This window comes from Knoellia aerolata DSM 18566 (assembly GCF_000768695.1).
Classification (GTDB): domain Bacteria; phylum Actinomycetota; class Actinomycetes; order Actinomycetales; family Dermatophilaceae; genus Knoellia; species Knoellia aerolata.
The window spans coordinates 1-24,635 of sequence record NZ_AVPL01000054.1 but is presented as its reverse complement, the minus strand read 5'-3'; the positions used below and the strand labels follow the sequence as shown (position 1 = coordinate 24,635).

The 24,635-nt window shown below is 72.9% G+C and carries 23 protein-coding genes; 8 read left to right on the top strand and 15 right to left on the bottom strand.

Translation table 11 applies throughout. The features are described from left to right. The 3 genes from N801_RS15435 to N801_RS15425 form a co-directional block, all read right to left on the bottom strand. A partial coding sequence (locus N801_RS15435; RefSeq protein WP_035939713.1) for an ATP-dependent helicase occupies positions 1-2,633 on the bottom strand: 2,633 nt, incomplete at its 3' end. A gap of 8 nt (positions 2,634-2,641) precedes the next feature. Continuing rightward, positions 2,642-5,782 carry an ATP-dependent helicase gene (locus N801_RS15430; RefSeq protein WP_084109088.1) on the bottom strand — a complete coding sequence of 1,047 codons (3,141 nt, stop codon included), beginning with the start codon at positions 5,780-5,782 and terminating at the stop codon, positions 2,642-2,644. Positions 5,783-5,828: 46 nt separating this feature from the next. Next, positions 5,829-7,049 (bottom strand): ThiF family adenylyltransferase, encoded by a 1,221-nt coding sequence (locus N801_RS15425; protein ID WP_342666920.1) that lies wholly within the window; start codon positions 7,047-7,049, stop codon positions 5,829-5,831. A gap of 94 nt (positions 7,050-7,143) precedes the next feature. Between N801_RS15425 and N801_RS15420 the strand changes: the two genes are divergently transcribed. From N801_RS15420 to N801_RS15410, 3 genes are all read left to right on the top strand, one after another. Continuing rightward, on the top strand, positions 7,144-7,785 hold the full coding sequence (locus tag N801_RS15420; protein ID WP_035939697.1) for a TetR/AcrR family transcriptional regulator: 642 nt from the start codon (positions 7,144-7,146) through the stop codon (positions 7,783-7,785). A gap of 52 nt (positions 7,786-7,837) precedes the next feature. Beyond that, a complete protein-coding gene (locus tag N801_RS15415; protein ID WP_439330541.1) occupies positions 7,838-8,074 on the top strand; it encodes a DUF3107 domain-containing protein in 237 nt (78 codons plus the stop codon). A 192-nt stretch (positions 8,075-8,266) separates the two neighbouring features. Beyond that, positions 8,267-8,536 carry a GlsB/YeaQ/YmgE family stress response membrane protein gene (locus N801_RS15410; protein ID WP_035939695.1) on the top strand — a complete coding sequence of 90 codons (270 nt, stop codon included), beginning with the start codon at positions 8,267-8,269 and terminating at the stop codon, positions 8,534-8,536. Between the two features lie 211 nt (positions 8,537-8,747). Here N801_RS15410 and N801_RS15405 read toward each other — a convergent pair whose 3' ends face one another. Next, the gene (locus N801_RS15405) at positions 8,748-9,425 is read right to left on the bottom strand and encodes a ferritin-like fold-containing protein (protein ID WP_084109085.1); all 678 of its coding nucleotides are present in this window, start codon (positions 9,423-9,425) and stop codon (positions 8,748-8,750) included. Positions 9,426-9,622: 197 nt separating this feature from the next. Between N801_RS15405 and N801_RS15400 the strand changes: the two genes are divergently transcribed. Beyond that, positions 9,623-11,263: a DEAD/DEAH box helicase gene (locus N801_RS15400; RefSeq protein ID WP_035939691.1), complete on the top strand. Its 1,641-nt coding sequence runs from the start codon at positions 9,623-9,625 to the stop codon at positions 11,261-11,263. A gap of 115 nt (positions 11,264-11,378) precedes the next feature. Here N801_RS15400 and N801_RS15395 read toward each other — a convergent pair whose 3' ends face one another. The 7 genes from N801_RS15395 to N801_RS15370 all read right to left on the bottom strand — a co-directional run bounded on the left by N801_RS15395 (position 11,379) and on the right by N801_RS15370 (position 16,752). Continuing rightward, complete coding sequence (locus N801_RS15395) at positions 11,379-12,440, bottom strand: NAD(P)-dependent alcohol dehydrogenase (RefSeq protein ID WP_035939689.1); 1,062 nt, start codon at positions 12,438-12,440, stop codon at positions 11,379-11,381. Positions 12,441-12,504: 64 nt separating this feature from the next. Further along, the gene (locus tag N801_RS15390) at positions 12,505-13,287 is read right to left on the bottom strand and encodes a ParA family protein (protein WP_035939687.1); all 783 of its coding nucleotides are present in this window, start codon (positions 13,285-13,287) and stop codon (positions 12,505-12,507) included. Positions 13,288-13,384: 97 nt separating this feature from the next. Then, positions 13,385-13,822, bottom strand: a complete 438-nt coding sequence (locus N801_RS15385; RefSeq protein WP_035939685.1) for a VOC family protein — start codon at positions 13,820-13,822, stop codon at positions 13,385-13,387. Between the two features lie 7 nt (positions 13,823-13,829). Beyond that, positions 13,830-13,958, bottom strand: a complete 129-nt coding sequence (locus N801_RS21790; protein WP_281175699.1) for a hypothetical protein — start codon at positions 13,956-13,958, stop codon at positions 13,830-13,832. A gap of 92 nt (positions 13,959-14,050) precedes the next feature. Next, positions 14,051-14,965: a RecB family exonuclease gene (locus tag N801_RS15380; protein WP_245618474.1), complete on the bottom strand. Its 915-nt coding sequence runs from the start codon at positions 14,963-14,965 to the stop codon at positions 14,051-14,053. A gap of 51 nt (positions 14,966-15,016) precedes the next feature. Then, complete coding sequence (gene purU / locus N801_RS15375) at positions 15,017-15,910, bottom strand: formyltetrahydrofolate deformylase (RefSeq protein ID WP_035939683.1); 894 nt, start codon at positions 15,908-15,910, stop codon at positions 15,017-15,019. Next, the gene (locus N801_RS15370) at positions 15,907-16,752 is read right to left on the bottom strand and encodes a PHP domain-containing protein (RefSeq protein ID WP_035939680.1); all 846 of its coding nucleotides are present in this window, start codon (positions 16,750-16,752) and stop codon (positions 15,907-15,909) included. Before N801_RS15370 ends, purU begins: the two co-directional genes overlap by 4 nt. 201 nt (positions 16,753-16,953) lie before the next feature. Here N801_RS15370 and N801_RS15365 point away from each other — a divergent pair, with 201 nt between their 5' ends. Then, the gene (locus N801_RS15365) at positions 16,954-17,451 is read left to right on the top strand and encodes a SigE family RNA polymerase sigma factor (protein ID WP_035939678.1); all 498 of its coding nucleotides are present in this window, start codon (positions 16,954-16,956) and stop codon (positions 17,449-17,451) included. Beyond that, positions 17,444-18,463, top strand: a complete 1,020-nt coding sequence (locus N801_RS15360; RefSeq protein WP_035939676.1) for a hypothetical protein — start codon at positions 17,444-17,446, stop codon at positions 18,461-18,463. Before N801_RS15365 ends, N801_RS15360 begins: the two co-directional genes overlap by 8 nt. Before the next feature lie 3 nt (positions 18,464-18,466). On the opposite strand, the gene N801_RS15355 is transcribed toward N801_RS15360, so the two are convergent. The 3 genes from N801_RS15355 to N801_RS19900 form a co-directional block, all read right to left on the bottom strand. Then, positions 18,467-18,871: a VOC family protein gene (locus N801_RS15355; RefSeq protein ID WP_035939673.1), complete on the bottom strand. Its 405-nt coding sequence runs from the start codon at positions 18,869-18,871 to the stop codon at positions 18,467-18,469. 23 nt (positions 18,872-18,894) lie between these two features. Further along, complete coding sequence (locus N801_RS15350; RefSeq protein WP_035939670.1) at positions 18,895-19,434, bottom strand: MaoC family dehydratase; 540 nt, start codon at positions 19,432-19,434, stop codon at positions 18,895-18,897. 146 nt (positions 19,435-19,580) lie between these two features. After that, positions 19,581-20,399 (bottom strand): putative endonuclease domain-containing protein, encoded by an 819-nt coding sequence (locus N801_RS19900; RefSeq protein ID WP_156996802.1) that lies wholly within the window; start codon positions 20,397-20,399, stop codon positions 19,581-19,583. 47 nt (positions 20,400-20,446) lie between these two features. On the opposite strand from N801_RS19900, the gene glpK reads away from it, so the two are divergent. Beyond that, the gene (gene glpK / locus N801_RS15340; RefSeq protein ID WP_035939668.1) at positions 20,447-21,961 is read left to right on the top strand and encodes a glycerol kinase GlpK; all 1,515 of its coding nucleotides are present in this window, start codon (positions 20,447-20,449) and stop codon (positions 21,959-21,961) included. A gap of 24 nt (positions 21,962-21,985) precedes the next feature. Here the strand turns inward: glpK and N801_RS15335 are convergent, their stop codons facing one another. After that, on the bottom strand, positions 21,986-22,888 hold the full coding sequence (locus N801_RS15335; protein ID WP_052113169.1) for a serine hydrolase: 903 nt from the start codon (positions 22,886-22,888) through the stop codon (positions 21,986-21,988). A gap of 29 nt (positions 22,889-22,917) precedes the next feature. Between N801_RS15335 and N801_RS15330 the strand changes: the two genes are divergently transcribed. Beyond that, positions 22,918-24,630 (top strand): glycerol-3-phosphate dehydrogenase/oxidase, encoded by a 1,713-nt coding sequence (locus tag N801_RS15330; RefSeq protein ID WP_035939667.1) that lies wholly within the window; start codon positions 22,918-22,920, stop codon positions 24,628-24,630. Positions 24,631-24,635 lie beyond the last annotated feature (5 nt).

The window sequence follows — 24,635 nt, the reverse complement described above, 5'->3', positions numbered from 1 at the left end:
CCCTCCGTCGTGCCGACGGCGCCGTCGATCGCGGCGCCGACGGCTGCCGCCGCCGCGGCGGCGCGGGTGCGACGGTGAGCCAGGTGGTCCACGGGCCAGACGAACTCCGTCCCCTCCTCGGCGCCGGGCTTCACCAGCGGGGAGCCGTCCTCGGGCGGCACCGGCAGCTCCTCCCACGGCCCGCGCCGGACCGTCGCCGGGGCGGCGGGCGACTCGGCGGGAACCACCAGCCCCACCACCTCGTCGAGGAACCGGGACGTCACCCTCGGGGTCTTCGGTCGGCTCCAGACGCTGGCGGTGAGCAGCAGGGCGTGCCGTGCCCGCGTCACTGCGACGTAGGCGAGCCGGCGCTCCTCCGCGACCGCGTGCTCACCCCCGGCGACGGCGAAGGACTCGACCCGGGCGGCGAGGTCGTCCCAGCCGTCGGCGTGCGGCCAACCGAAGTCGGGCAGCCCGTCGCGGTCGCCGCGGAGGGCATAGGGCAGGCCGCCGTCCTGCAGGCCGGCGAGCCACCCCTTGTCCTTCGGTGCGGAGATGCGCCACTGCCCGCCCTTGAAGCTCGGCGAGTGGAGGTGGTGCGCGGGGAAGGTGCTCTCGACCAGGGCCGGTACGGCGACGACGTCCCACTCCAGGCCCTTGGCCGCGTGGATCGTCAGGACCTGCACGGCGTCGGGGGTGGCGTCGGCGTACCCCCGGTCCAGTCCGCGCTCCTCGTCGATGGCCGCCTTGACCCAGTCGAGGAAGCCGCCGAGGGTCGCGCGGTCCGCGCTCGCCGAGAACTGCGCGGCCACGTCACCGAAGGCGTCGAGGTGGGCGCGGGCGGCGGCGGGCGTGTACTCGGGTCTCGAGAGGACCTCGATGTCGAGCCCCAGCGCCCTCTCCGCCTCGAGGACGAGGTCGGCGAGCGGCAGGAACGTCAGGCCACGCAGTCGGCGCACGGTGGCCGCGAGCCCGGCGAGGCGCTGGTGGGCGAGGTCGGAGAGCCGCTCGCCCTCCGGCCCCTCCCAGCCCTCCGGCGGCAGGGCGTCGAGCGCCTCGACGATGCTCGGCGCGTCGGCGGCGTCGGGCGCGAGGTCGCGCTCGTGCCGGGCCACGTCGCCGCCGCGTCGCCGCTGCTGGTGGCGCGACCAGGCGGCGAGCGCGTCGAGGTCGGCGATGCCGAGCCGGGTCATCGGGCCGGTGAGGAGGCGCACGAGGTGGTCGCCCCGTGCCGGGTCCTGCACGACGTGGAGGAGCGCGACGAGGTCCTCCACCTCCGGCGTGAGCAGCAGTCCTCCCAGCCCGACCACCTCGTGGGGCACGCCGTGCTCCTCGAGAGCGGCGGTGACCGTCGCGAACTCGGCACGCTTGCGGCACAGCACGGCTGCGCTGACGTCTCCCCGTGACCGCTGGTCGGCCAGCCACCGGGCGACGTGGTCGGCCTCGTCGGCGGCAGTGAGCAGCCGGGCCACCTCGACCGAGCCCGTTCCGGCGCCGGGACGGGCGGCCAACGGCTCCACCGGCACCCGTGACGCCGCGCGCAGCGGCTCCGCGAGGTGGTTGGCCACCTCGAGGACCGCGGTGTCGTTGCGCCAGCTCGTCGACAGGTCGAGCTTGGTCGCCGGCTCCGGGTCGGCGAACTCGACCGCGAACCGGGTGAGGGTCGTCGCGCTCGCGCCGCGCCAGCCGTAGATCGACTGGTGCGGGTCGCCGACGGCCGTGACGGCGCACGACTCCCCCGGTGCGGCGTACAACGCCTTGAGCAGCGCGAGCTGCGCCTCGGACGTGTCCTGGAACTCGTCGAGGAGGACGACCCGGTGACGCGCCCGCTCGATGGCACCGATGTCGTCGAAGGTCATCGCGAGCCGCGCCGCGAGCGCCATCTGGTCGGCGAAGTCCATCGCGTCGCGGCTGCGCTTGAGCCGGGCGTAGCGATCGACGATGGGCACCACCGCGCGACGCAGCCGGAGGTTGGCGAGCTCGGTGGAGGCCGGGTGGACCTTCCTGCGGGTCTCCCCCGGCTCGAGCGTCTCGAGGTGGGCGATGACGGTGTCGAGGTGGGCGGCGACCGCCTCGGGCGTCTGCAGGTGCTCGGCCATCTCGCCGGCGAGGTCGACGACCGCGGCCGTCACGGTGGACTCGGCCTTCTCGACCTCGTCCATCGGGCCGTCGTAGCGCACCACGGCCTCGTGCGCGGTCTGCCAGGCGGCGGCCTCGGACAGCAGGCGGGTGTCGGACTCGTAGCCCAGCCGCAGCCCGTGCTCGCGCACGAGCCGGCCGGCATACGAGTGGTAGGTCGACACGCTCACCGCCGCCCCGAGCGCGGGTGCGCCGTCGACGGTGGCCGGCGTCCACAGCCCGACGCGGCGCAGCTGGGCCAGGCGGTTGCCGATGCGGTCGGCCAGCTCGGTGGCCGCCTTGCGGGTGAAGGTGAGGCCGAGCACGTCCTCGGGCTCGACGAAGCCGTTGGCGACGAGCCAGACCACGCGCGCGGCCATCGTCTCGGTCTTGCCGGAACCGGCACCGGCGATGACGAGCAGGGGTCGCAGCGGCGCCTCGATGACGGCGGTCTGCTCGGGTGTGGGCAGGTGCGGGAGTCCGATGGCCGCCGACACCTCCGCAGCCGACCAGCGCACGGCGGGAAGGGTGGTCACGGAGGCGGTCACAGGGCCCGCCCCTCAGGCTGGGCGGGACAGGAGCTGCGGACCGGGCAGGTGCGGCAGATGTCGTCGCTCGGCGTCGCCGTGAACGTCGTGCCGGCCATGCCCTCACCGGTCTCGAGGACGAGCCGCTGCGCCCAGGCCGGGTCCTCGTCGTCCCCGAGCGGCGGCTGGACCTGGATCGAGGTCGCGACGCCGGCCGCCTTGCCGAGGTGCAGCAGGGCGGCGCCCGCGGACTCCGGGGCCACGTCGAGGTGCTCGAACGCGCCCGCCTCGACGGCGAGCTGGTAGGAGCCCAGCTGCGCGTGCCGGGGGACGTCGGCACCCCTCGGCTTGCTCGACCCGGTCTTGTAGTCGATGACGCGCACGCCGCCGTCGGGGCCGACGTCGAGCCGGTCGACCGTGCCGCTGAGCACGACCCGACCGAGCTCGACCCGCATGGACTCCTCGGCGGCGAGCCGGCGCCAGCCGGAGGCGGTGTTCTCGTCGAAGAAGCGGGCGAGACGGTCGAGCATGCGCCCGGCCTCGCGTCGCTTGAGATCGGTGGACCACCCGGCCGGCAGCCCGAGGCGCGGCCACCGCTCGGCCAGCGCGGCCCGCATCGTCGCGGCGTCGGCGTCGCCCTCGGCGGCGATCTCGTGGATGAGCGTCCCGATGTCGCGCTGGCCGATCATCGGGCCGTCGCCACCGGCCTTCGTGAGCGCCCACCTCAGCTGGCAGGAGGCGAACCCGTCGATCGAGGACGGCCCCACCCGGACGGCCCGGTCGGGGTCGCGGCGCGGTCGGTCGTCCGAGAGCGCGTGCAGCACCCACCACGACGCAGGATCGGCACCGGGGACCCCGGCCCGTGCGAGTCGCGCCAACCCGGTGATCGCCCCGCCGCGGCGCCGGGAGTCGCTCGAGACGATGTCGCGGCGCAGCGCGCCGACGAGGGCCGGCAGGGTCATCGGGCGGGCCCAGTCGCTCGGCTGGCGCAGGTCCTCGCCGTCGGGGAGCGGGTCGACGACGTCGAGGAACGGCGACGGCTGCTCGTCCTCGCTGCGCACGGCGGTCACGAGCAGCGACCGGGTGGCCCGGGACACGGCGACGTGGAAGAGGCGGGTCTCGTCGTGCCGGACCGCGGCGAGGGCGGCCCGGTGGCCCCCGGCCCGGCCGCGCACGACGTCGACGAGGTCCTGCGACCCGAGGAGCGAGCCCCGCAGGCGCAGGTCGGGCCAGCTGCCCTCCTGGACCCCCGCGACGACGACCATCGGCCACTCGCGGCCGGCGGCTGCCTGCGGCGTCAGCAGGGCGACGGAGTCCCCGGACGGCGCCCTCGCCGCCAGGGTGTCACCGGGCACGTCCTGTCCGAGGACGTGCTGGAGGAACGCCTCCGGCGACGAGCCGGGCAGCCGGTCGCCGTAGGTCGCCGCGGCGCGCAGCACCGCGAGCACGGCGTCGAGGTCACGGTCGGCCCGGGCTCCCGCGGCGCCCCCGGCCAGCGCGGTCCCACGCCACGCCGCAGCCAGCCGCGAGGCCTCCCACATGGCCCAGAGGATGCCCTCGGCACTGGCCCCGGCGGCCCACCCGCCGTCCTGGCCGGCGCAGGCCTCGATGCCGGCCCGGATCATCCGACCGACGCGCTGCACGGACCGGCCCTCGATGCCGAGCCGGTCGTGCACGGCAGGGCGCAGCAGCACCTCGGCGAGGAGCTCGTCGCTCGTGCGTGACCCTCCGGCGTCGAGCTCCTCACGACGCAGGGCCCGCCGCAGGCGCCGCAGCTCGACCGGGTCGGCGGCGCCGAGCGGGGAGACGAGGATGTCGAGGGCCACGTCGACCGGGACGTCCTCGGTCCGGGCCAGCGCGAGGTCGACGACGACCTGGAGCAGCGAGAGGAGGGGTCGCACCGCGGGCTCGTCGCGCACCGGCAGCTCGGCCTCGGCGGCGCCCACGGGCACCCCGGACGACTGCAGGGCCCGGCGCAGGGCCGCGCTGCGGGCCTGCCCCCGCACGACGACCGCCATGTCGGCCCAGGCGACGCCGTCGAGCAGGTGGGCCGCACGCAGGCGCGACGCGATGAACCCGGCCTCCTGGCTGACCGACCTCAGCAGGTGCACCTCCACCGACCCGCCGTCGGCGCTCGGCTCGACCCGGCGGTGGGCGCTGTCGCCGAGGACCCCCACGTGCCCGGCGACGGCGCTCGTCACCCCGAGCAGCCGCTGCGGCAGCCGGTGGCTGCGTGGGAGGGCCACGGTCGGCCCGTCGCCGAGGACGGCCCACTCGCGGGCCAGCAGCGTGGGGTCACCGCCGCGGAACGTCTGGGTCGCGCTGTCGGGGTCCCCGATGAGGACGACACCCGCGGAGGGGGCGACCCGGCGCAGCACCTCGAGCAGCCGCAGCGCCGCCGGCGTCATCTCCTGGGCGTCGTCGACGACGACGAGGCGCAGGTCCGAGGTGAGGGAGGCGGCCACGTCGTCGTCCTCGAGTGCACTCGAGGCGGCCCCGAGGATCCACGCCGGGTCGAACGCGCCCGGGGTGAGCAGCGCCGTCACCTCGTCGTACTCGCGCAGCAGCTCGGCGCCTGCCACCCACTCGTCGCGGCCGTGCTCGGCGCCGAGGCGGGCGAGGTCGTCGGGGTCGAGGCCGAGCTCGACGGCCCGCATGAGCAGGTCGCGCAGCTCGGCGCGGAACGCCTTGGTCGGCAGCGCCAGCCGGACCCGCTCGGGCCAGCGCGGCCCGGGGGTGTCGCCCGAGGCGTGGCCCGCGAGCAGCTCGCGCAGGACGACGTCCTGCTCCGGTCCGCTGAGCAGGCGCGGCGGCGGGTCGCCGTCGAGGGCGGCCGCGGCACGCAGCACCCCGAACCCGAACGACGGGAAGGTCCGGGCCAGCGGCTCGGTCGACGTGCCGCCCACCCGGGACGTCACCCGGTCACGCAGCCGGGCCGATGCCCTTCGGGACGCGGCGAGGATGAGGCACTGGTCCGGGCGGAGGCCGTCCGCGACGTGTGCCGCCACGAGCTCGACCGCGACCGTGGACTTGCCCGTGCCGGGCGCCCCGAGGACGCGAAGCACGCCGGTGCCGCGCCAGTCGACGACCGACTGCTGCACGACGTCGAGGTCCGGTGGGGCGACCTCGGTCGAGGCGGCTCGTCGCAGGGTCAGCACCCCCGAACTCCATCACGCCGGTCCGACACCGCGCCCGACACGTGCGTCAGTAGGTGGGCAGGCTCGGGTCGACGTCGCGCACCCACGCGAGCACGCCCCCGGAGACGTCGACCGCGTCCACGCCACGCCCCCGCAGGATGCGCACGGCCTCTGCCGAGCGCGCTCCGGTCTTGCAGTGCACGAGGACGGGTATGCCGGTCGCGACCTGGACCAGACCCTCGCCCTGGCCGCTGCGCACCTGCGCGAGCGGGACGGGCAGGGCCCCGGGGATGCTCACCACGGCGCGCTCACCAGGCTCGCGGACGTCGAGGAGGACGAACGCGTCGGAGCCCGCGTCGCGCTCCCGCAGACGGTCCGCCAGGGTGACGACGGAGAGCGACGGCAGCGCCGGATCGTCCGTGCCCGAGGCCTGCTCGTCGCCCATGGTCGCGTCGCCCTCGATGCCGAGCGGACGACGGGGGTCCGCGCCACGGCCGCACACCACGCAGTCCGGGTCGGCGACGACCCGCAGGGCGCTCCACTCCTGGGCCCACGCGTCGTGCAGCAGCAGCCGCCCGACGAGGGGCTCGCCGACCCCGACGAGGAGCTTGACGACCTCCTCCGCCATCACCGAGCCCACGGACCCGCAGCTGGCGCCGAGGACACCGCCGGTCGAGCAGGACGGGACCGCGCCCGGGGCCGGAGGGGCGGGGAAGACACAGCGGTAGCAGGGGCCCTCCCCCGCCCACCAGACGCTCACCTGGGCGTCGTGCTGGTAGACCGACCCCCAGACGTGCGGCACCCCGAGCCGGGCGCAGGCGTCCCCGACGAGGTAGCGGGTCGGGAAGTTGTCCGCGCCGTCGACGACGACGTCGTGGTCGGCGACGAGGTCGAGGACGGTGGCGGAGGTCAGCCGGGCGGTGACCGGCACCACCTCGACGCCCGGGGCGAGCGCGGCCAGCGCGTCCACGGCCGAGTGGGGCTTGGGCCGGTCCACGTCGGCGACACCGTGGACCACCTGGCGCTGGAGGTTGGTCTCGTCGACGGTGTCGTCGTCGACGACGGTGAGGCGCCCGACGCCGGCCGCGGCGAGGTACAGCAGGACGGGCGAGCCGAGGCCGCCCGCCCCGACGACGAGGACGCGGGCGGCGCGCAGCCGTCGCTGCCCCGTGTCCCCGATCCCCGGGAGGATCACGTGGCGCGCGTACCGGGTCCGCTCGGACGGCGAGAGCGCCTCGCCTACCGGGGCGAGCGGCATACGCCCGCCTGTTCCAGAGTTGCGGTCCACGACGTCACGATACGTCGCGACGCCCATCAGCCCCCGGCGCGTTCCGTACCATGATCCGCACCGCACCCCAGCGCCACCGCCAGACAGGAATGTGATGGATACGAGCCCCCACCGCGGACTGCGCATGCCCCGGTCCGAGCGGCGAGCCCAGCTCCTCGAGTCAGCCCAGGCGGTCTTCGTCGACCGTGGCTACCACGCGGCGGCCATGGACGACATCGCCGAGCACGCCGGCGTCTCCAAACCCGTTCTCTACCAGCACTTCCCGGGAAAGCTCGAGCTCTACCTCGCCCTCCTCGACGCCCACTGCGACACCCTCGAGCGCCTCGTCCGTGAGGCCCTCGCCAGGCCCACCGAGGACAACGAGGAGCGCGTGGCCGCGACGACGAGCGCCTACTTCGACTTCGTCTCCCGCGAGGGCGCCGCGTTCCGGATGATCTTCGAGTCCGACCTCACGAGCGTCCCGCAGGTGCGGACCCGCCTCGACAGCCTCGAGCTCGCGTGCGCCGAGGCCATCGCCGACGTCATCGCCGAGGACTCCGGCATCCCCGACGACCAGGCCATGCTCCTCGGCGTCGGGCTGGCCGGCATGTCGCAGATCACCGCCCGGCACTGGCTCGCGGCCGAGTCCGACCTCTCCCGCGACGAGGCCGCCGGTCTGGCGAGCGCGCTCGCGTGGCGCGGGCTGGGGGGCCTGCCTCGCGTGGGTGGGGAACGTTCCGACGACGCACAGGGTTAGCCTCAGTGAACTGAGCGCCGGCCCGTGCCGCGCGCTCACCCGTGAACGAAAGGTGGACCAGACCGTGGAGGTCAACATCGGCGTGCAGAACGTCGCACGCGAGATCGCACTCGAGACCGACGCGTCGGCCGACGAGGTGTCGAAGGCCCTCGAGGCGGCGCTCGCCGAGGGTGGCGTCCTTCGCCTCACCGACACCAAGGGGCGCGAGCTCCTCGTCCCGGGGCGGGCCCTGGGCTGGGTCCTCGTCGGCGAGTCGGAGAAGAGCCGGGTCGGCTTCAGCCAGGTCTGAACCGGCCGCCGGACCTCACCCTTTGGGGTGAAAAAACATCTCTGATCAGCCGTGATACAGGCGGCGCCACATTCGAGATTCGGCCGACGCGCAGATCGGGTCCGGGCCCAGATGTGGCATAGGGTTCATTTGTCAAGGTCCCCAACAGGGTGACCTGCATCGTGCCCAACAGGGCCAGAAAGGAGGGTTCCCATGATCGGAACCATCATCGGCGCCATCATCGTCGGCGCCATCATCGGAGCGCTCGCTCGTCTCGTCCTTCCCGGCAAGCAGAGCATCTCCGTCGTCGTGACCGTGATCCTCGGCATCCTCGGTTCGCTGATTGCGTCCTGGCTCGTCTACCAGCTCGGATACAACAACGAGAACGGCGGCTTCCAGTTCGTCCCGTTCCTCGCCGGCGTCGTCGTCGCCGCCCTGCTCATCGTGGGCTACGGCATGGCCACGAACAAGAAGCAGGTCTGACGCACACGCGTCCACCGCACGAACGGCAAGGCCCCGGTTCTCCTCGCGAGGACCGGGGCCTTTCCCGTGCCCCGACGTGGAGGTGACGGGTCCGAACGGGTTCGTGATGCGCGCGTTTGCGACGAAGGAGCAACTGAGCGTGCATCCCGAACCCGTGAGCGACCCCGTCCGAGCAGCCGAAGCCTTCCGAGCAGCCGCCGGGCGCAGGACCTCAGGCGGTGAGGCCGAGCCGGGCCATGCGCTCGCTGTGCCGGTCGGTGAGGCGGGTGAACATCTCGCCGATCTCGGCGAGGTCGGCCCCACCCCCGACGAGCAGCCCGGAGAGGGCGTCGCGCTCCACGGCCACGGCCTGGCCCTGGCTGAGCGCCTCGCCGAGCAGCCGTCGCCCCCACAGGCTCAGCCGGCCCTTGGCGGTCGGGTCGGTCCGCATCTCGTCCCGCACGACCCGGACGATGAAGTCCCCCATGCCCGCGTCGTCGAGCGCGTGGTCCATGACGCCACGGGTCTCCGCGTCGACGAACGAGGCCATCTCGCGGTAGAAGTCCTTGGCGATGCCGTCGCCGACGTACGCCTTGACCAGGCCCTCGACCCAGCTCCTCGGCGCCGTGCGGGTGTGGAAGGCGGAGAACGGCTCGACGAACGGCTGCATCGAGGCCTCCGCCTCGGCGCCGATCGACACGAGGCGGTCGACGAGCAGCTCGTACTGCCGGTACTCCGCGGCGGCGAACCCCGCCATCTGCGCCTTGATCCGCAGCGACGGCGCCAGGTCGGCGTCGCTCGCCATCCGGATGCAGGCCGTCAGCTCGCCGTAGGCGAGCACGCCGAGCAGGTCGACCACGGCTGCGCGGTATGCCGGGTCCTCGAGTGCCGCCGCAGCGTTCGTCTCCATGTCGGGCAGCCTAGCCATGGCCGCGTGGCGGGGCGGACGGCATACGCACGCTAGGCTGGACGAGTCCACGGTGCCCGGTCGGCACGACGAAACATCAGTGTGCGGGCCCCTCGCGAGCCCACCCCGAAGAACTCCGATCGGCCCGCCACAGCGGCGCTGAGCCTCACGCGCGTGACGCCGCCGATCAGAGAGTTCCCATGACCGACAGTCAGACCATCCCTGCCGACCCGATGGCCGCCGAGGCGATCCCCGACGAGATCGCCATCGAGGCCACGAAGCAGGCCACCGCGGACGTGCAGACCTTCGCCGACTTCTCGATCCACCCCGACATCGTCGACGCGCTCGCCGGCCACGGCATCCTGACGCCGTTCCCGATCCAGGCCATGACCCTCCCGGTCGCCCTGTCCGGGCACGACATCATCGGCCAGGCCAAGACGGGCACCGGCAAGACGCTCGGCTTCGGCATCCCGCTGCTCAACAAGGTCATCGCCCGTGGCGACGACGCCTGGGACGGCTTCACGCACCGCGGCAAGCCGCAGGCCCTGGCCGTCGCGCCGACCCGTGAGCTGGCCGTGCAGGTCGCGAGCGACCTCGAGCGCGCCGGCAAGAAGCGGGGCATCCGGGTGCTCACCGTCTACGGCGGCCGTGCCTACGAGCCCCAGATCGAGGCGCTGACCAAGGGCGTCGAGGTCGTGGTCGGCACCCCCGGGCGCCTCATCGACCTCGCCAAGCAGGGCCACCTCGACCTCTCCCACGCCAAGACCGTCGTCCTCGACGAGGCCGACGAGATGCTCGACCTCGGCTTCCTCCCCGACGTCGAGAAGCTCCTGGCCATGACGTCGCCGGCCCGCCAGACGATGCTCTTCTCCGCGACCATGCCCGGCGCCGTCGTCGCGCTCGCCCGTCGCTACATGACCCAGCCGACCCACATCCGGGCGATGCAGGAGGGCGAGGGCGACACCTCGCAGACCGTCAAGGCGGTCACGCAGCACGTGTTCCGTGCCCACGCGATGGACAAGGTCGAGATGCTCGCTCGCATGCTGCAGGCCAACGGCCGCGGCCTGACGATCATCTTCAGCCGCACCAAGCGCACCGCTGCCAAGGTCGCCGACGACCTCGCCGAGCGCGGCTTCGCGGCCGCGGCCATCCACGGCGACCTCGGCCAGGGAGCCCGTGAGCAGGCGCTGCGCGCGTTCCGCTCCGGCAAGGTCGACGTCCTCGTCGCCACCGACGTCGCCGCCCGCGGCATCGACGTCGAGAACGTCACGCACGTCATCAACTACCAGTGCCCCGAGGACGAGAAGACCTACATCCACCGGATCGGTCGCACCGGTCGCGCCGGACAGACCGGCATCGCCGTGACGTTCGTCGACTGGGACGACCTGCACCGCTGGACGATGATCAACAAGGCGCTCGACCTCGGGATCCCGGACCCCGAGGAGACCTACTCCTCGTCCGACCACTTCTACGAGCAGATGGACATCCCGCGCGGCTCCAAGGGCCGCCTGGCGAAGTCCCAGCAGACCCGCGCCGGGCTCGACGCCGAGGTGCTCGAGGACCTCGGCGAGACCGGCAAGTCCGGCGGGCGCCGCCCCACCGGCGGCCGTGGCCCACGCGACGGGGGTTCGCGTGACGGAGGCTCACGAGACGGAGGCTCACGAGACGGAGGTCGCGGGTCCCGCGACGGCGGTCGTGGCCGTGGCGGCGAGACCCGCACCGAGACCGCCGCTCCCCGCACCGAGACCGCCGCACCGCGCTCCGAAGGCGGCGACGCCGCGGGTCGGGGTCGCAGCCGGCGCCGCACGCGCGGCGGGAGGCCCGCCGGCGCCACCGACTGACGCGCGCGGACGGCATACGACCGGCCCGAGCACGACAAAGAGGCCCGGAGCAAGAGGACTGTTCTCTTGCTCCGGGCCTCTTTCCCGCCGGGGGCGGGAAAGGTGTGGCGGGCGGTCAGCCGGGGGTGATCGTCGAGGTGTCGATGACGTAGCGGTAGCGCACCGTGCCGGCGACGACCTCGTCGTAGGCCGCGTCGATGGTCGTGGTGTCACTCGCGTCGAGCCGCTCGACGGTCGCGCCGATGCCGTGCTCGGCGCAGAAGTCGAGCATCTCCTGGGTCTCGCCGATGCCGCCGATGTTGCTGCCGGAGATCACCTTGTTGCCGCCGATGAGGCTTCCCGGCCGCACCGAGAGGTTGCTCGGCGGGAGGCCGACGTTGACGAGGGCGCCGTTGGGGCGCAGCAGGCGCAGGTAGGCCTCCATGTCGAGGTCGGCGCTCACCGTGTTGAGGATGAGGTCGAAGCTGCCGCGGGCCTCGCGCATCGCAGCCTTGTCGCTCGTCGCGATGTGGTTGCTGGAGCCGAGCGCCTTGGCGTCGTCGGCCTTCGCGGCCGAACGGGACAGGGTGGAGACCTCGGCGCCCATGGCGGCGGCGAGCTTGACGCCCATGTGGCCGAGCCCGCCGACGCCGACGACGGCGACCTTGCGGCCGGGACCGGAGCCCCAGCGCTTCAGCGGGGAGTAGGTCGTGATCCCGGCGCAGAGCAGCGGGGCCGCCTCGTCGAGCTCCAAGCCCTCGGGAATCCGCAGGACCATGCGCTCGGTGACGACGATCTGCTGGCTGTAGCCACCCGCAGCCCACTCGCCGTCGTAGTTCTTGGCGTTGTAGGTGCCGACCGATCCCTTGGAGCAGAACTGCTCCTGGCCGTTCTTGCAGTTCTCGCACTCGGCGCACGAGTCGACGAGGCAGCCGACGCCGACGCGGTCCCCGACGGAGAACTTCGTCACACCGTCGCCGACGGCGCTGACGGTCCCGGCGATCTCGTGGCCGGTGACGATCGGGTAGTGGGCAGCGCCCCACTCGTCGCGGACGGTGTGGATGTCGCTGTGGCAGATGCCGGCGAAGGCGATGTCGATGCGGACGTCGTCGTCGCGCAGGTCGCGGCGGTCGATCTCCACGGCCTCGAAGGGCGCGGAGGCAGAGGGCACGGACAGTGCGTTGGTCTTGGTGGGCATGTCTCCACCGTAACCCCGGTGAGCGCCCGGTCAGGACCTCGCGATCCGCCCTCTCGGGCGCCGGCTACAGCTGCGGGACGAGGGCGGCCGCGACGTCCCGGTAGGCGCGGGCGCCCTTGGACGTGCGTGACGTCGCGAGGATCGAGCGCCCCACCGCGGGGGCCTCGGCGAAGCGTACGGTGCGCGGGATCGGCGGCGACAGCACCGGCAGGCCGTAGCGCTCGCCGACGTCGGAGAGCACCTCCTGCGCGTGGTTGCTGCGGCCGTCGAAGAGGGTCGGGAGGATGCCGATGACCTTGAGCTTCTTGTTGAGGATCTTCTTGACGTCGGCGACGGTGTCGAGCAGCTGCCCGACACCGCGGTGGCTGAGCATCTCGCACGGCATGGGGATGATGAGGCCGCTCGCGGCGGTGAGGGCGTTGAGGGTGAGCACCCCCAGGCTGGGCGAGCAGTCGATGAGCACGATGTCGTAGTCCTTGCGGGCGCTCTCCAGCGCGGTCTGGAGGACGTACTCGCGCGCCGGGCGGCCGAGAAGCACGGCCTCGGTGCCGGCGAGGTCGATCGAGCTGGGGACGAGGTGCACGCCGTCCTCGCACTCGACGACGACGTCCTTGAGCTCCGCCTGGCCGAGGAGCACGTGGTGGATCGACTCCTCGACCGCGTCGGGGTCGACGCCGAGGCTGAAGGTCAGGCAGGCCTGCGCGTCGAGGTCGACGAGCAGCACGCGCTTGCCGAGCTCGGCGAAGGCGGCACCGAGCGAGGCGACCGACGTGGTCTTGGCGACGCCGCCCTTCTGGTTGGCGACGGCGATGATCGTGGCACCCGTGGGGCGCTTGCGTGGGGGCACAGAGAGGTCCTTGAACGAAAGTGGGTATGCCGGCCCACGCAGAGCGTGGGACCCGCGCCCCAGTCTCTCAGGCACCCCGCCCCGCGCGGACCACCCCTCAGGTGGTGTCGGACACGGGGGGGAGGACGAGCTGCCCGACCGGGCCCGGGTTGAACGCCACCTCCCAGCGGAAGCCGTCAGGATCGGCGAAGTACCCGGTGTAGCCGCCCCACTCGCGCTGCACGCCCTCCGACACCTCGGTCGCCCCCGCGGCGCGGGCGTCGGCGAGGACGGCGTCGACCTGGGAGCGCTCGTGGACGTTGTGGCTCAGCGTGATCGGGACGACGCCGGGCCCGGTCTGGGCCGACGCCCCCACCTCGGCCTCGAAGTGCGCGCGGTCCCAGAGCGAGAGGACGGTCTGCGGCCCGGCGCGGAACATGAGCACCTCGGTCGGGTCGTGGAACTCGGGGGTCCACCCCAGGCCCTCGACGTAGAACCGGTGGGAGGCGGCGAGGTCGCGCACGGCGAGGGTGATGAACGAGACACGCTGCTGCACGGCCGCCTCACTCCCCCGAGCGGCCGGGTCCGTCGACCTCGGGTCTCGCGAGCCAGAGGCCCGGTGACCCGCTGCCGTGCAGGCGCGTCGCGGCTTGGCGGTCCGCACGGGTCGCTGCGACGTGGTCGACGATCATGGCCCCATCGTGGCACCGACCCGCGACAGGGAACCGGGGACGCGGTCACGACGTCGAAAGGGGATTGAGCCGGCCCCGGACGCGCGCCACCGTCAGTGCGATCGGGCTGAGCGGGCGTCGCCTCGGTCGACCTCGACCGGGCGCGGGGCGCCCTCGTCCTCGAGGGCGGCCCACCCCGACTTCTCCGGACCGGCCGCCTGGCCCTCGGGGCAGTGGGCCCGGAAGTCGCACCACGTGCACAGCGGGCCGACCACCGGTGGGAACAGGGTCGACTCGACTCCCCGCTCGGCGAAGTCCGCGTCGGCGCGCTGCGCGTCGCGGGCGATCGACTTCGCCTCGTCGACCTTGCGGGTGAGCGACTCGGGCGTGTGCGTGTGGGTGAGCACCTCCCCCGACGGGACGTGGTGGAGCTCGACCCGAAGACAGGGGCGACGGAACATCTTCCAGACGGCCGCGGCATACAGGGCCATGGGGAGCGACGTGCGGGCGTCGTCGGTCCCGAGTGGTTTGCGGCTCGTCTTGTAGTCGACGACGACGAGCTCGCCGTCGCGGTCGTCGAGCCGGTCGATGCGCCCGGTGACCCGCAGCGTCCCGCTGACGAACGCCACGGTGCGCTCGATCCCGGTCGGCTGGTCGTCCGCGTCGACACCGGACAGGTAGGCGGACACGTGGTCCTGCGCGCGCCGGCGCCAGCGTGCCGACTGCTCGGGGTCGCGGAACCCCACGTCGATCCAGGAGGTGCGGACCAGCTCGCGTCCCGCGTCCGCCGTGCGACGCTCGCGCGGCAGGTCCCACCAGTCGCGCAGCGCGTTGTGCACCGCCAGCCCGAAGGACGTGTGGGCGCGCTGCGACCGCTGCGGCGGACGCGGCCGGTCGAGGTACTGCATGCGGTAGCGGCGGGGGCAGTCGACGTGTGCGAGCAGGCGTGACGGGCTCGCGGCATACAGCCTCGGCGGCATGCCGGCGAGCTCGGCCTGCACCGGCCTCCCGGCGCTCTCCACGGTCACGTGGCCAACCTAGCCAGCGGGGCCGACACGGCGGGTTCGTCGTCCACAGCGTCAGCTGAAGACGACGGTGCGGTCCACGTTGAGGATGATCCGGCTCTCGCAGTGCCACGTCACGGCCCGGGCGAACACGCGGGACTCGACCTCCTCGCCGGCGGCGACGAGGTCGTCGGCGTCCATGCGGTGGTCGACTCGGTGGATGTCCTGCTCGATGATGGGGCCCTCGTCGAGGTCGGCCGTGACGTAGTGGGCCGTCGCCCCGATGACCTTGACGCCGCGGGCGTAGGCCTGGTGGTAGGGCTTGGCCCCCTTGAAGCTCGGCAGAAACGAGTGGTGGATGTTGATGACCCGGCCGCCGAGGTCCCGGCAGAGGTCGTCGCTGAGCACCTGCATGTAGCGGGCGAGGGCGATGAGCTCGACGTCGTGCGCGGCGACGACCTCGCGCAGCCGAGCCTCGGCCTCGGCCTTGGTGTCGCGGGTGACCGGGATGTGGTGGAACGGGATGCCGTAGGAGCGGGCCATCGGCTCGAGGTCGGGGTGGTTGCTGACGATCCCGACGATGTCGGCGTTGACCTGGCCGGACTTCCAGCGGAAGAGGAGGTCGTTGAGGACGTGCCCGAACCGGCTCACCATGACGAGCACCCGGTATGCCGTCGCCGCCGGTCGCAGCTCCCACGTCATGTCGAACTGCTCTGCGACAGAGGCGATCTGCGCCCGCCATCCGTCGAGGTCGAGCCCGTCGGCGGGCGTCGCGAACCGCACCCGCATGAAGTAGCGGCCGGTGCGGTGGTCGCTGAACTGCTGGCTCTCCTCGATGTTGCCCCGGTGCTCGAAGAGCCGCTGGCTCACCGCCGCGACGATGCCCGGGCGGTCGGGGCACGACAGGGTGAGGACGAGGTCACCGACCTCGTCCTCCGGGTGCTGAGGGCGCTCGACGCCTTCGGTCATGCTCGGACCACCTCCACGCCATGGGACTGCTCGACGATACGTGACCACTGCGCGGGCTCCGTCGTGTGCTCACCGAGGAGGTTGAGCTTGCCGGTCCCGTGGTAGTCGCTGCTGCCGGTGACCACGAGGTCGTGGCGCTGGGCGAGGCGGAGGGCGCGGGCGACGTCCTCGGGGGTGTGGTCGCGGTGGTGCGCCTCGAGACCGGCCAGCCCCTCGGCGGTCAGCTCCTCGACCATCTCGTCGGTGACCGTGCCCATCCGCATCGCGAACGGGTGGGCCAGGACCGGCACGCCACCCGCGTCCCGGACCAGCCGGATCGCCGTGACCGGGTCGGGAGCGTAGTGGCCCACGTAGTACGGGCTGCCGTCGTGCAGGAGCTCCCGGAAGGCGTCGTCGCGGTTGGCCACGACGCCCTTGGCCGCGAGCGCGTCGGCGAGGTGCGGCCGTCCGAGGGTGGCCCCAGGGGCGACCTGCGCCTGGACCTCCTCGACGGTGATGTCGATTCCGCCGTCGACCATGCGCCGGATCATCCGGTCCATGCGGGTGATCCTGCTCTCGCGGGCCCGGGCCAGCTCCAGGGCCAGCTCCGGGTTACCGGGGTCAGGGAGGTAGCCCAGGAGGTGGATGCTCTCGTGGTCGCGGCTGCACGAGATCTCGATGCCCCGGACGAGGTCGATGCCCTGCTCGACCGCCGCCCGGGACGCCTCGCGCCAGCCGGCCGTCGTGTCGTGGTCGGTGATCGCGAACACGCCCAGCCCCGCTGCCTTCGCCTCGGCGACGAGGTCGGCGGGGTCGTGGGTGCCGTCGCTCGCCGTCGAGTGCGTGTGCAGGTCGATCCTCACGCCCTCACCCTAGGCGCGGCGTCGCGCGGAACGGGTCCGCCCGCCCTCGGGCGGCGAGCGTGTTCGGCCCGCCGGCAACCTCTGACACGGCGCACTGCCGGAGACGCGCGGATCACACGTCATCGTGAGCGTGACAACCTTTCGGACCGGGCACCCGTACCAAGGGCGTCCGGTTCGATGGTGGTGACCAGAGGAGGTGCCGTGGGCAAGCGCGATGACGGGTCGTTCGACGAGTTCATGCGGTCGAGCTCCCCGCGACTGCTGCGCCTGGCGTGGCTGCTCACCGGCGGTGCGAGCAGCGCCGAGGACCTCGTCCAGGAGACGCTCGAGCGCGTCTACGTCGCCTGGCCGCGGCTCGACGCGGGTGGCACCCACAACTACGCCCGCCGGGTCCTCGTCAACCTCCACACCGACAGCCACCGCCGCCGGTGGCGCGAGGACCTCACGTCGGAGCCGCCCGACCGCGGTCGGGCCGACCGGTCCGAGCAGGTCGCTCTCGCCGACCAGCTGACGACGGCGCTGGGCCAGCTCCCGGTGCGCGAACGGCAGTGCGTCGTCCTGCGTCACCACGCCGACCTCTCCGAGCGCGAGGTCGCCGACACCCTGAACATCGGCACCGGGACGGTCAAGTCGTCGACCTCCCGCGGCCTCGCCCGCCTGCGCGCCCTGCTCGTCACCGAAGGAGACCGTCATGTCTGACCCGATCCTCGAGCTGCTCGCCGCACCACCGAACCCGTCGATGTCGGTCGACGAGGAAGCCGTGCACGCCGGTGGTCGACGCCGGGTCCGCCGCCGCGCCCTGCGCAGGACCGCTGTCGGCGTGGCCGGGGTCGCGGGCGCAGCGGCGTTCGCCTTCGCGGCACTGGGGACGGGCGCCGACCGCGACGCGCTGCCCGCCGGCCCGTCACCGTCCATCGGCGCCGCGGGCCGCGTGTCGGCCGAGGTCCTCGACGGCCGGTATGCCGTCGAGGTCGTCCCGGGGGCGCCCTCCGGCCAGCCCAACGTCGTCTTCTACGCGGTCGAGGGCGGCCGGCGCCAGCAGCTCGCTGGCTCGGACGCCAGCCCGGACGTCGTCTCGATGGGCACGGGCAGCGGCGCCGAGGGCGTCATGCTCGGCACCGCCCCCGCCGACGCCACGGCGTTCCTCACCGTCACCCGTGACGGCTCGAGCCGCGGAGGGATCACGACGGACCACCAGCCGTTGCCGGGCACCAGGTACCAGGCGGTCGCCCTCGACTTCGATGTCGCCACCGACGTGGACGGCTACGTCAACACGATCTGGATCGACGACGCCGGCGAGGTCCGTTCGGCCAACGGCTCACTCCTGCCGAGCGTCCCGATCGCGGGCGGGGACCGGTTCTTCGTCGCCCGCGACGCGGAGGTCATGGGCGTCTTCATGGCGGACGGCAGCGGTGGCTCGACCAGGCCCCTCAGCAGCGGGGAGAGCACGACGATGGGATATGGCCAGAAACCCGACGGCGGCGACTGGACCTGGCGCAGCCTGTCCCTGCTCCCCGCGGGCGCGAAGGATGTGGCGTTCGAATGGGACGCCCAGACGGTCCTCGGCCTCACGACGGTCACGCTCGGGCCCTCGGGTGAGGTGCTCGCGTGGGCCAATGCCAGCTCACCCGCATCGGGTCCCGGACCGAGGGTCACGTCGGTGAGCTGGACCGACGAAGGGGGCACCCGGCACACGGACCCGGTCGAGTGACCTTCAGCCGAGCAGGTGCGCGTACGGGTCGGGCCGCTCCGACTCACTGCGCAGGACGCAGAACTCGTTGCCCTCGGGGTCACGCAGGGTCACCCACCCACCCTCGGGCGTGCGGAGGTCCTGGTGCAGGGTCGCGCCGTGCGCGAGAAGCCGCTCGACCTCCTCGTCACGGGTGCGGTCGGTGGGAGTGAGGTCGAAGTGCAGCCGGTTCTTGGCGGACTTGCCCTCGGGCACCTCGATGAAGAGGACCCGCTGGCGCCCGTCGGGGCTGAAGATCATGCACTCCTCGTGACCCGGCAGGTTCGGGTCCTCCGGGTCCTGCGACCACCCGAGCACCTCGCTCCACCAGTGCGACTGCGCGTAGGCGTCGCGGGAGTCGACCGTGGTGTGCATGATGCGAGACGTCATGCGCGACAGCGTGCCAGTCGAGCTCAGGCGGTGGAAGCCTCCGGGCCGGGCCAGTTCCTGTCCGGCTGCGGGAGCGGGCGCCCGGGCTGCTCGCCACCTCGCGCCTCGAGGTAGTTCGCCTTGGGGACCATGACCTTGCGGCGGAAGATGCAGACGACCGTGCCGTCCTGGTTGTAGCCGATGGTCTCGACGTGCACGACGCCGCGGTCGTCCTTGGAGGTGGACTCCCACTTGTCGAGGACGCGGGTCTCGCCGTAGAGGGTGTCGCCGTGGAAGGTCGGCGCGACGTGGCGCAGGCTCTCGACCTCGAGGTTGGCGATCGCCTTTCCGCTGACGTCCGGCACGCTCATGCCGAGCAGGATCGAGTAGACGTAGTTGCCCACGACGACGTTCTTCCCGAACTGGGTCGACTCCTGCGCGTAGTGGCTGTCGAGGTGCAGCGGGTGGTGGTTCATCGTGAGCAGGCAGAACAGATGGTCGTCGTACTCGGTGACCGTCTTCCCGGGCCAGTGCTGGTAGGTCGCTCCGACCTCGAACTCTTCATAGCTGCGTCCGAACTGCATGACGCCCATCCTTGCCTGCCGGCCGCCCAGGCACCCCTCGTATGCCGCGTGCGTTCCCTCACAGCCCCCTCACCTCTCGCGCATGACGCGGAACCCGCAGGGCGTCCCGGCTGCAACCGGGACAGGTGCCGCCAAGCGCGTCCCGCTCAGGCCGACGTGGACGCAGCGTGCGCGAGGGCACGTCGCAGCAGGTCGGCAACGTGGGCGGGACGGGTGAGGTCGGCCCACACCAGGCGCACCACGACGTAGCCGAGCGACCGCAGCCGGTCCTCGCGCCGCTTCTCCGCGGCGAGCGCGGCTCGCCCGTCGGCGCCGGCGTACTTCTGCAACCCGTCGAACTCGACGACGACACGCCCCTCGACGAGGAAGTCGACCCGCGCCACGAAGGCGTCCTGCTCGTCGCAGATCGTCACCTGGCTCCTCGGCGAGAACCCGAGGTCGTTCAGGAGCAGCCGAGTCCGGGTCTCGCCCGGGGACTCGCACCTGCTGTCCGCGAGCTCGACGAGCCGTGTGCCGAGGGTCTTGGCGCTGGCCGGAGCCACGGCCCCGAGGGCCGCCTCGACGCGGGACAGGGTGCAGACCTTGGTGCGGAGGGCATGGTCGAGCGGCACGAGCGCCGCCTCCATCCCTGACCGCAGGAGGACCTGCACGATCGCGTTCTCGACGGAGACGCACCTCGCCCCGTCGACGGTGGTGTGGCCGGTCGCGCCCGGGTGCGTCCGCAGACCCGCCGAGAGCCGCACCCGGCTGACGGGCGACTGCACGTCGACGACATCGAGGCGGACCCCGTGCAGGGGCTGGCGGTGCAGGGCGAGCGCCGCCTGGTGGGTGGCCACGTCGTCGCCGCGGGTCCGCAGGACCGCCAGGGTGCGCAGCCGCAGCTCCTCCTCGTGCTCGGCCGCCGCCCACACCTGGCCGAGGACATAGGCGCCGCGCCGCACCCGGACCACCTCACCAGCCCGCACCAGGGCCCTGAGGGTGGGGTCGTTTTCCCCGTCATAGGGTGACCGCCATGGCGGACTTCATCGGCGCGGTCGACCAGGGCACGACGAGCACCCGGTTCATGGTCTTCGACCACGACGGGGCCGAGGTGGCGCGCCACCAGCTCGAGCACGAGCAGATCCTCCCCCGCGCCGGGTGGGTCGAGCACAACCCGCTGGAGATCTGGGACCGCACGCAGACGGTCATCGGCAGTGCCCTCACGAGCGCCGGGCTGTCGAGCAGCGACCTCGCCGCCGTCGGCATCACCAACCAGCGAGAGACCGCCATCGTCTGGGACCGGCGCACCGGCCGCCCGCTGCACAACGCCATCGTCTGGCAGGACACCCGCACGGACTCGATCGCCAAGGCGCTGGACCAGGACGAGCGCGGGCAGACGATCCGGCACAAGGCGGGTCTGCCGCCGGCGACGTACTTCTCCGCAGGCAAGGTCCAGTGGATCCTCGAGAACGTCGACGGGGTGCGCGAGGCCGCCGAGCGCGGCGACGCCCTCTTCGGCACCGCCGACACCTGGCTGGTCTGGAACCTCACCGGCGGCCCCCGGGGCGGCATCCACGCCACCGACGTCACCAACGCCAGCCGCACGATGCTCATGGACCTCACCACCCTCGACTGGGACGACGAGCTCCTCGGCTTCTTCGGGATCCCGCGCCGCATGCTGCCGGAGATCCACGCGAGCAGCGACGCGACGGCATACGGCAGGACGTCCGGGGACCGCGGGAGCGCGCAGGTGCCGATCACCGGGGTCCTGGGCGACCAGCAGGCGGCGACCGTCGGCCAGGTCTGCTTCGAGCCCGGCGAGGCCAAGAACACCTACGGCACGGGCAACTTCCTCCTGCTCAACACCGGCACCGAACTCGTCCGCAGCAGCAACGGGCTGCTCACCACGGTCGCCTACCGCTTCGGGGACGCCGACCCCGTGTACGCGCTCGAGGGCTCCATCGCCGTCACGGGGAGCGCGGTGCAGTGGCTGCGCGACCAGCTCGGCATCATCTCCGGCGCGTCGGAGGTCGAGCGCCTGGCCGCCCAGGTCGTGGACACCGGCGGCGTCTACTTCGTGCCGGCGTTCAGCGGCCTCTTCGCGCCGTACTGGCGCAGCGACGCCCGCGGGGCGATCGTCGGGCTGTCCCGGTTCAACACCAACGCGCACCTGGCGCGGGCCACGCTCGAGGCGATCTGCTACCAGAGCCGCGACGTCGTCGACGCGATGGCGGCCGACTCCGGGGTCACCCTGACCACGCTCAAGGTCGACGGCGGCGTCACGGCGAACCGGCTCTGCATGCAGCTCCAGGCCGACATCCTCGGCGTGCCGGTGAGCAAGCCGGTCGTCGCCGAGACGACGGCGCTCGGGGCGGCGTATGCCGCGGGGCTGGCCACCGGCTTCTGGTCCGGGACCGACGAGCTGCGGGCCAAGTGGGCCGAGGCCGAGCGCTGGGAGCCGGAGTGGTCCGACGCGCAGCGACGCGACGGGTATGCCGGGTGGCGCAAGGCCGTCGAACGCACCCTCGACTGGGTCGACGTCGACTGACCCCGACCGGGCAGGAGCCTTGGGTCAGAGGGGAAGCACGAGGGCGGCGTGGACGATGCGGGACAGGCCGTTGATCGTCTCCTTGCCGTACGCGAAACCCTGGGGGCTGCGGGTGAGGATCGCCATCGTGTAGTTGCGCCCGTCGCCGGTGACGCGCCCGATCGAGTTGAGCCGGTAGCCGCCGGTGAGCGGGCCCCAGCCGTTCTTGGTCTCGGTGTAGACGCTCTCCGGCAGCGGCGGGTCGGCCACGCCCCAGCGCTGCGCCGGGACCACGCCGGCCATGAGGTGGCGGATGTGGGCGCGGTGCCCGGCGTGGATGACGGCGGTGCCGAGTGCGAGCGCGTCGAGCAGCGTGACGAGGTCGGCGGGGGTCGTCGTGCTGTAGCCCCACCAGCCTCCGGCCGAGCCGCCCCGCACGACGGTGGCGTTCATCGCGAGCAGACCGGCGGCCCGCTGGACGTTGGGGGTGCCGACCCAGGCGAGCAGGGCGTCGGTCGCGGCGTTGTCGCTGGACTGGATCATCCGTCGGGCCTGGCTGTGCTGGGTCTCGGTGAACCGCACGCCCGTGTCCTGGACCTTGCGCAGGCACGCGACGAGGATGAGGACCTTGATCGTGCTCAGCGACTCGTTCGTGTACGGCCGCCAGGAGAAGCGGGCGTTGTTGCGCAGGTCGTGGACGACGAGCCCCATGGTTCCGCCGCGCGTCGTGCGGTGCTGGTCGAGACGCGCGGTGAGCGCGGCGCGGTCGACGGTCGCCGCCGTGGCAGCGGTGGCAGTCGACGACCCCGCGGCGCCCTTGAGCCAGCCGCCCCGGGACGCGAGCCAGGTCGGGACGCCGACCCCGACGAGGGACAGCGAGGAGTCGACGACGACGCGCCGGGAGAGCGGGCGGGAGGTGAGCCGTGAGGCCGGACGGGGTGCGGGCACAGCCAACAGGGTAGGCCCGACCTCCACCTATGCTCGGGACCGTGACCCTTTCGCCTGCGGCACGCACGTCCACCCTCGAGCGCCTCCGCTCCGGTGGTGAGCTGGACGTCCTCGTCGTCGGGGGTGGGGTCGTCGGGTGCGGCGCGGCGCTCGACGCCGTGACCCGGGGCCTGTCGACCGGCCTCATCGAGGCGCGTGACTACGCGAGCGGCACGAGCTCGCGCTCCAGCAAGCTCATCCACGGCGGGCTGCGCTACCTCGAGATGCTCGACTTCGGCCTCGTCCACGAGGCCCTGCAAGAGCGCCGCCTCCTCCTCACGACCATCGCCCCGCACCTCGTGCGGCCGGTGCCGTTCATGTACCCGCTGAGCAAGCCCGCGTGGGAGCGCTTCTACGTCGGGTCCGGGATCGCGCTCTACGACGGGCTCGCCTTCGGGGTCCGCCAGACCGCCGGCCTCCCCCGGCACCGCCACCTCGGCAAGAAGGCCGCGCTGCGCCTCATGCCCAGCCTGCGCCCCGACGCGCTCACCGGCGCGATCCAGTACCACGACGCCCAGGTCGACGACGCGCGGTTCGTCCTCGAGCTCGCCCGGACCGCGGCGATGCACGGCGCCCACGTCGTCAACCGTGTCGCCGCGGTGAGCATGCTCCGTGACGGCGAGCGCGTCGTGGGCGTCCGGGCCCGCGACAACCGCACCGGCGAGGAGTTCGACATCCACGCCCGACGCGTCATCGCGGCGGCCGGGGTCTGGACCGACGAGATCCAGGCCATGCTCGGCCACGACGGCCCGCTCAAGGTCCGCGCGAGCAAGGGCATCCACCTCGTCGTCCCCCGCGACCGGATCGACTCCGAGACCGGTGTCATCCTCAAGACCGACAAGTCCGTCCTCTTCCTCATCCCGTGGGACGAGCACTGGATCATCGGCACCACCGACACCGAGTGGCAGCTCGACAAGGCCCACCCCGCGGCCACGTCGGCCGACATCGACTACCTCCTCGAGACGGTCAACTCGGTCCTCGTCACGCCGCTCACCCGCGACGACATCGACGGCGTGTACGCCGGCCTGCGCCCCCTCATCTCCGGTGACGAGCGGGACGAGACGACCAAGGTCTCGCGCGAGCACGTCGTCGCCACACCGGTCCCCGGGCTCACGCTCGTGGCGGGCGGCAAGTACACGACCTACCGGATCATGGCCAGGGACGCCGTCGACGAGGCGGTCAGGGACTTCGGGACCGAGGTGGCGCCGTCGTCGACCGACAAGGTGCCGCTCGCCGGCGCCGTCGGCTGGGAGTGGCTCAGCGAGCGACCCCAGATCCTCGCGCGCTCCGCCGGCATCGACCAGGAGCACGTCGAGACGCTGCTCGAGCGCTACGGCACCCTGACGATGGAGCTCATCGCCCTCATCAACGCCGACCCCACCCTGGGCGAGCTGCTCCCGGGCGGTGAGACGCACCTCAAGGTCGAGATCGTGTACGCCGCGGCGACCGAGGGTGCCGTGCACCTCACCGACATCCTCACCCGCCGCACCCGCATCTCCATCGAGGCCCGCGACCGCGGTCTCAGTGCCGCCCCGCACGCGGCCGCCCTCGCGGCACCCATCCTGGGCTGGGACGACGCCCGGGTTGCCGAGGAGATCGACATCTACCACCGCCGGGTGGAGGCCGAGATGTCGAGCCAGACGATGCCCGACGACATCAGCGCGGCCGAGGCACGCCGCCTCGCCCCCGACGCCGCCCTCTGACCCCC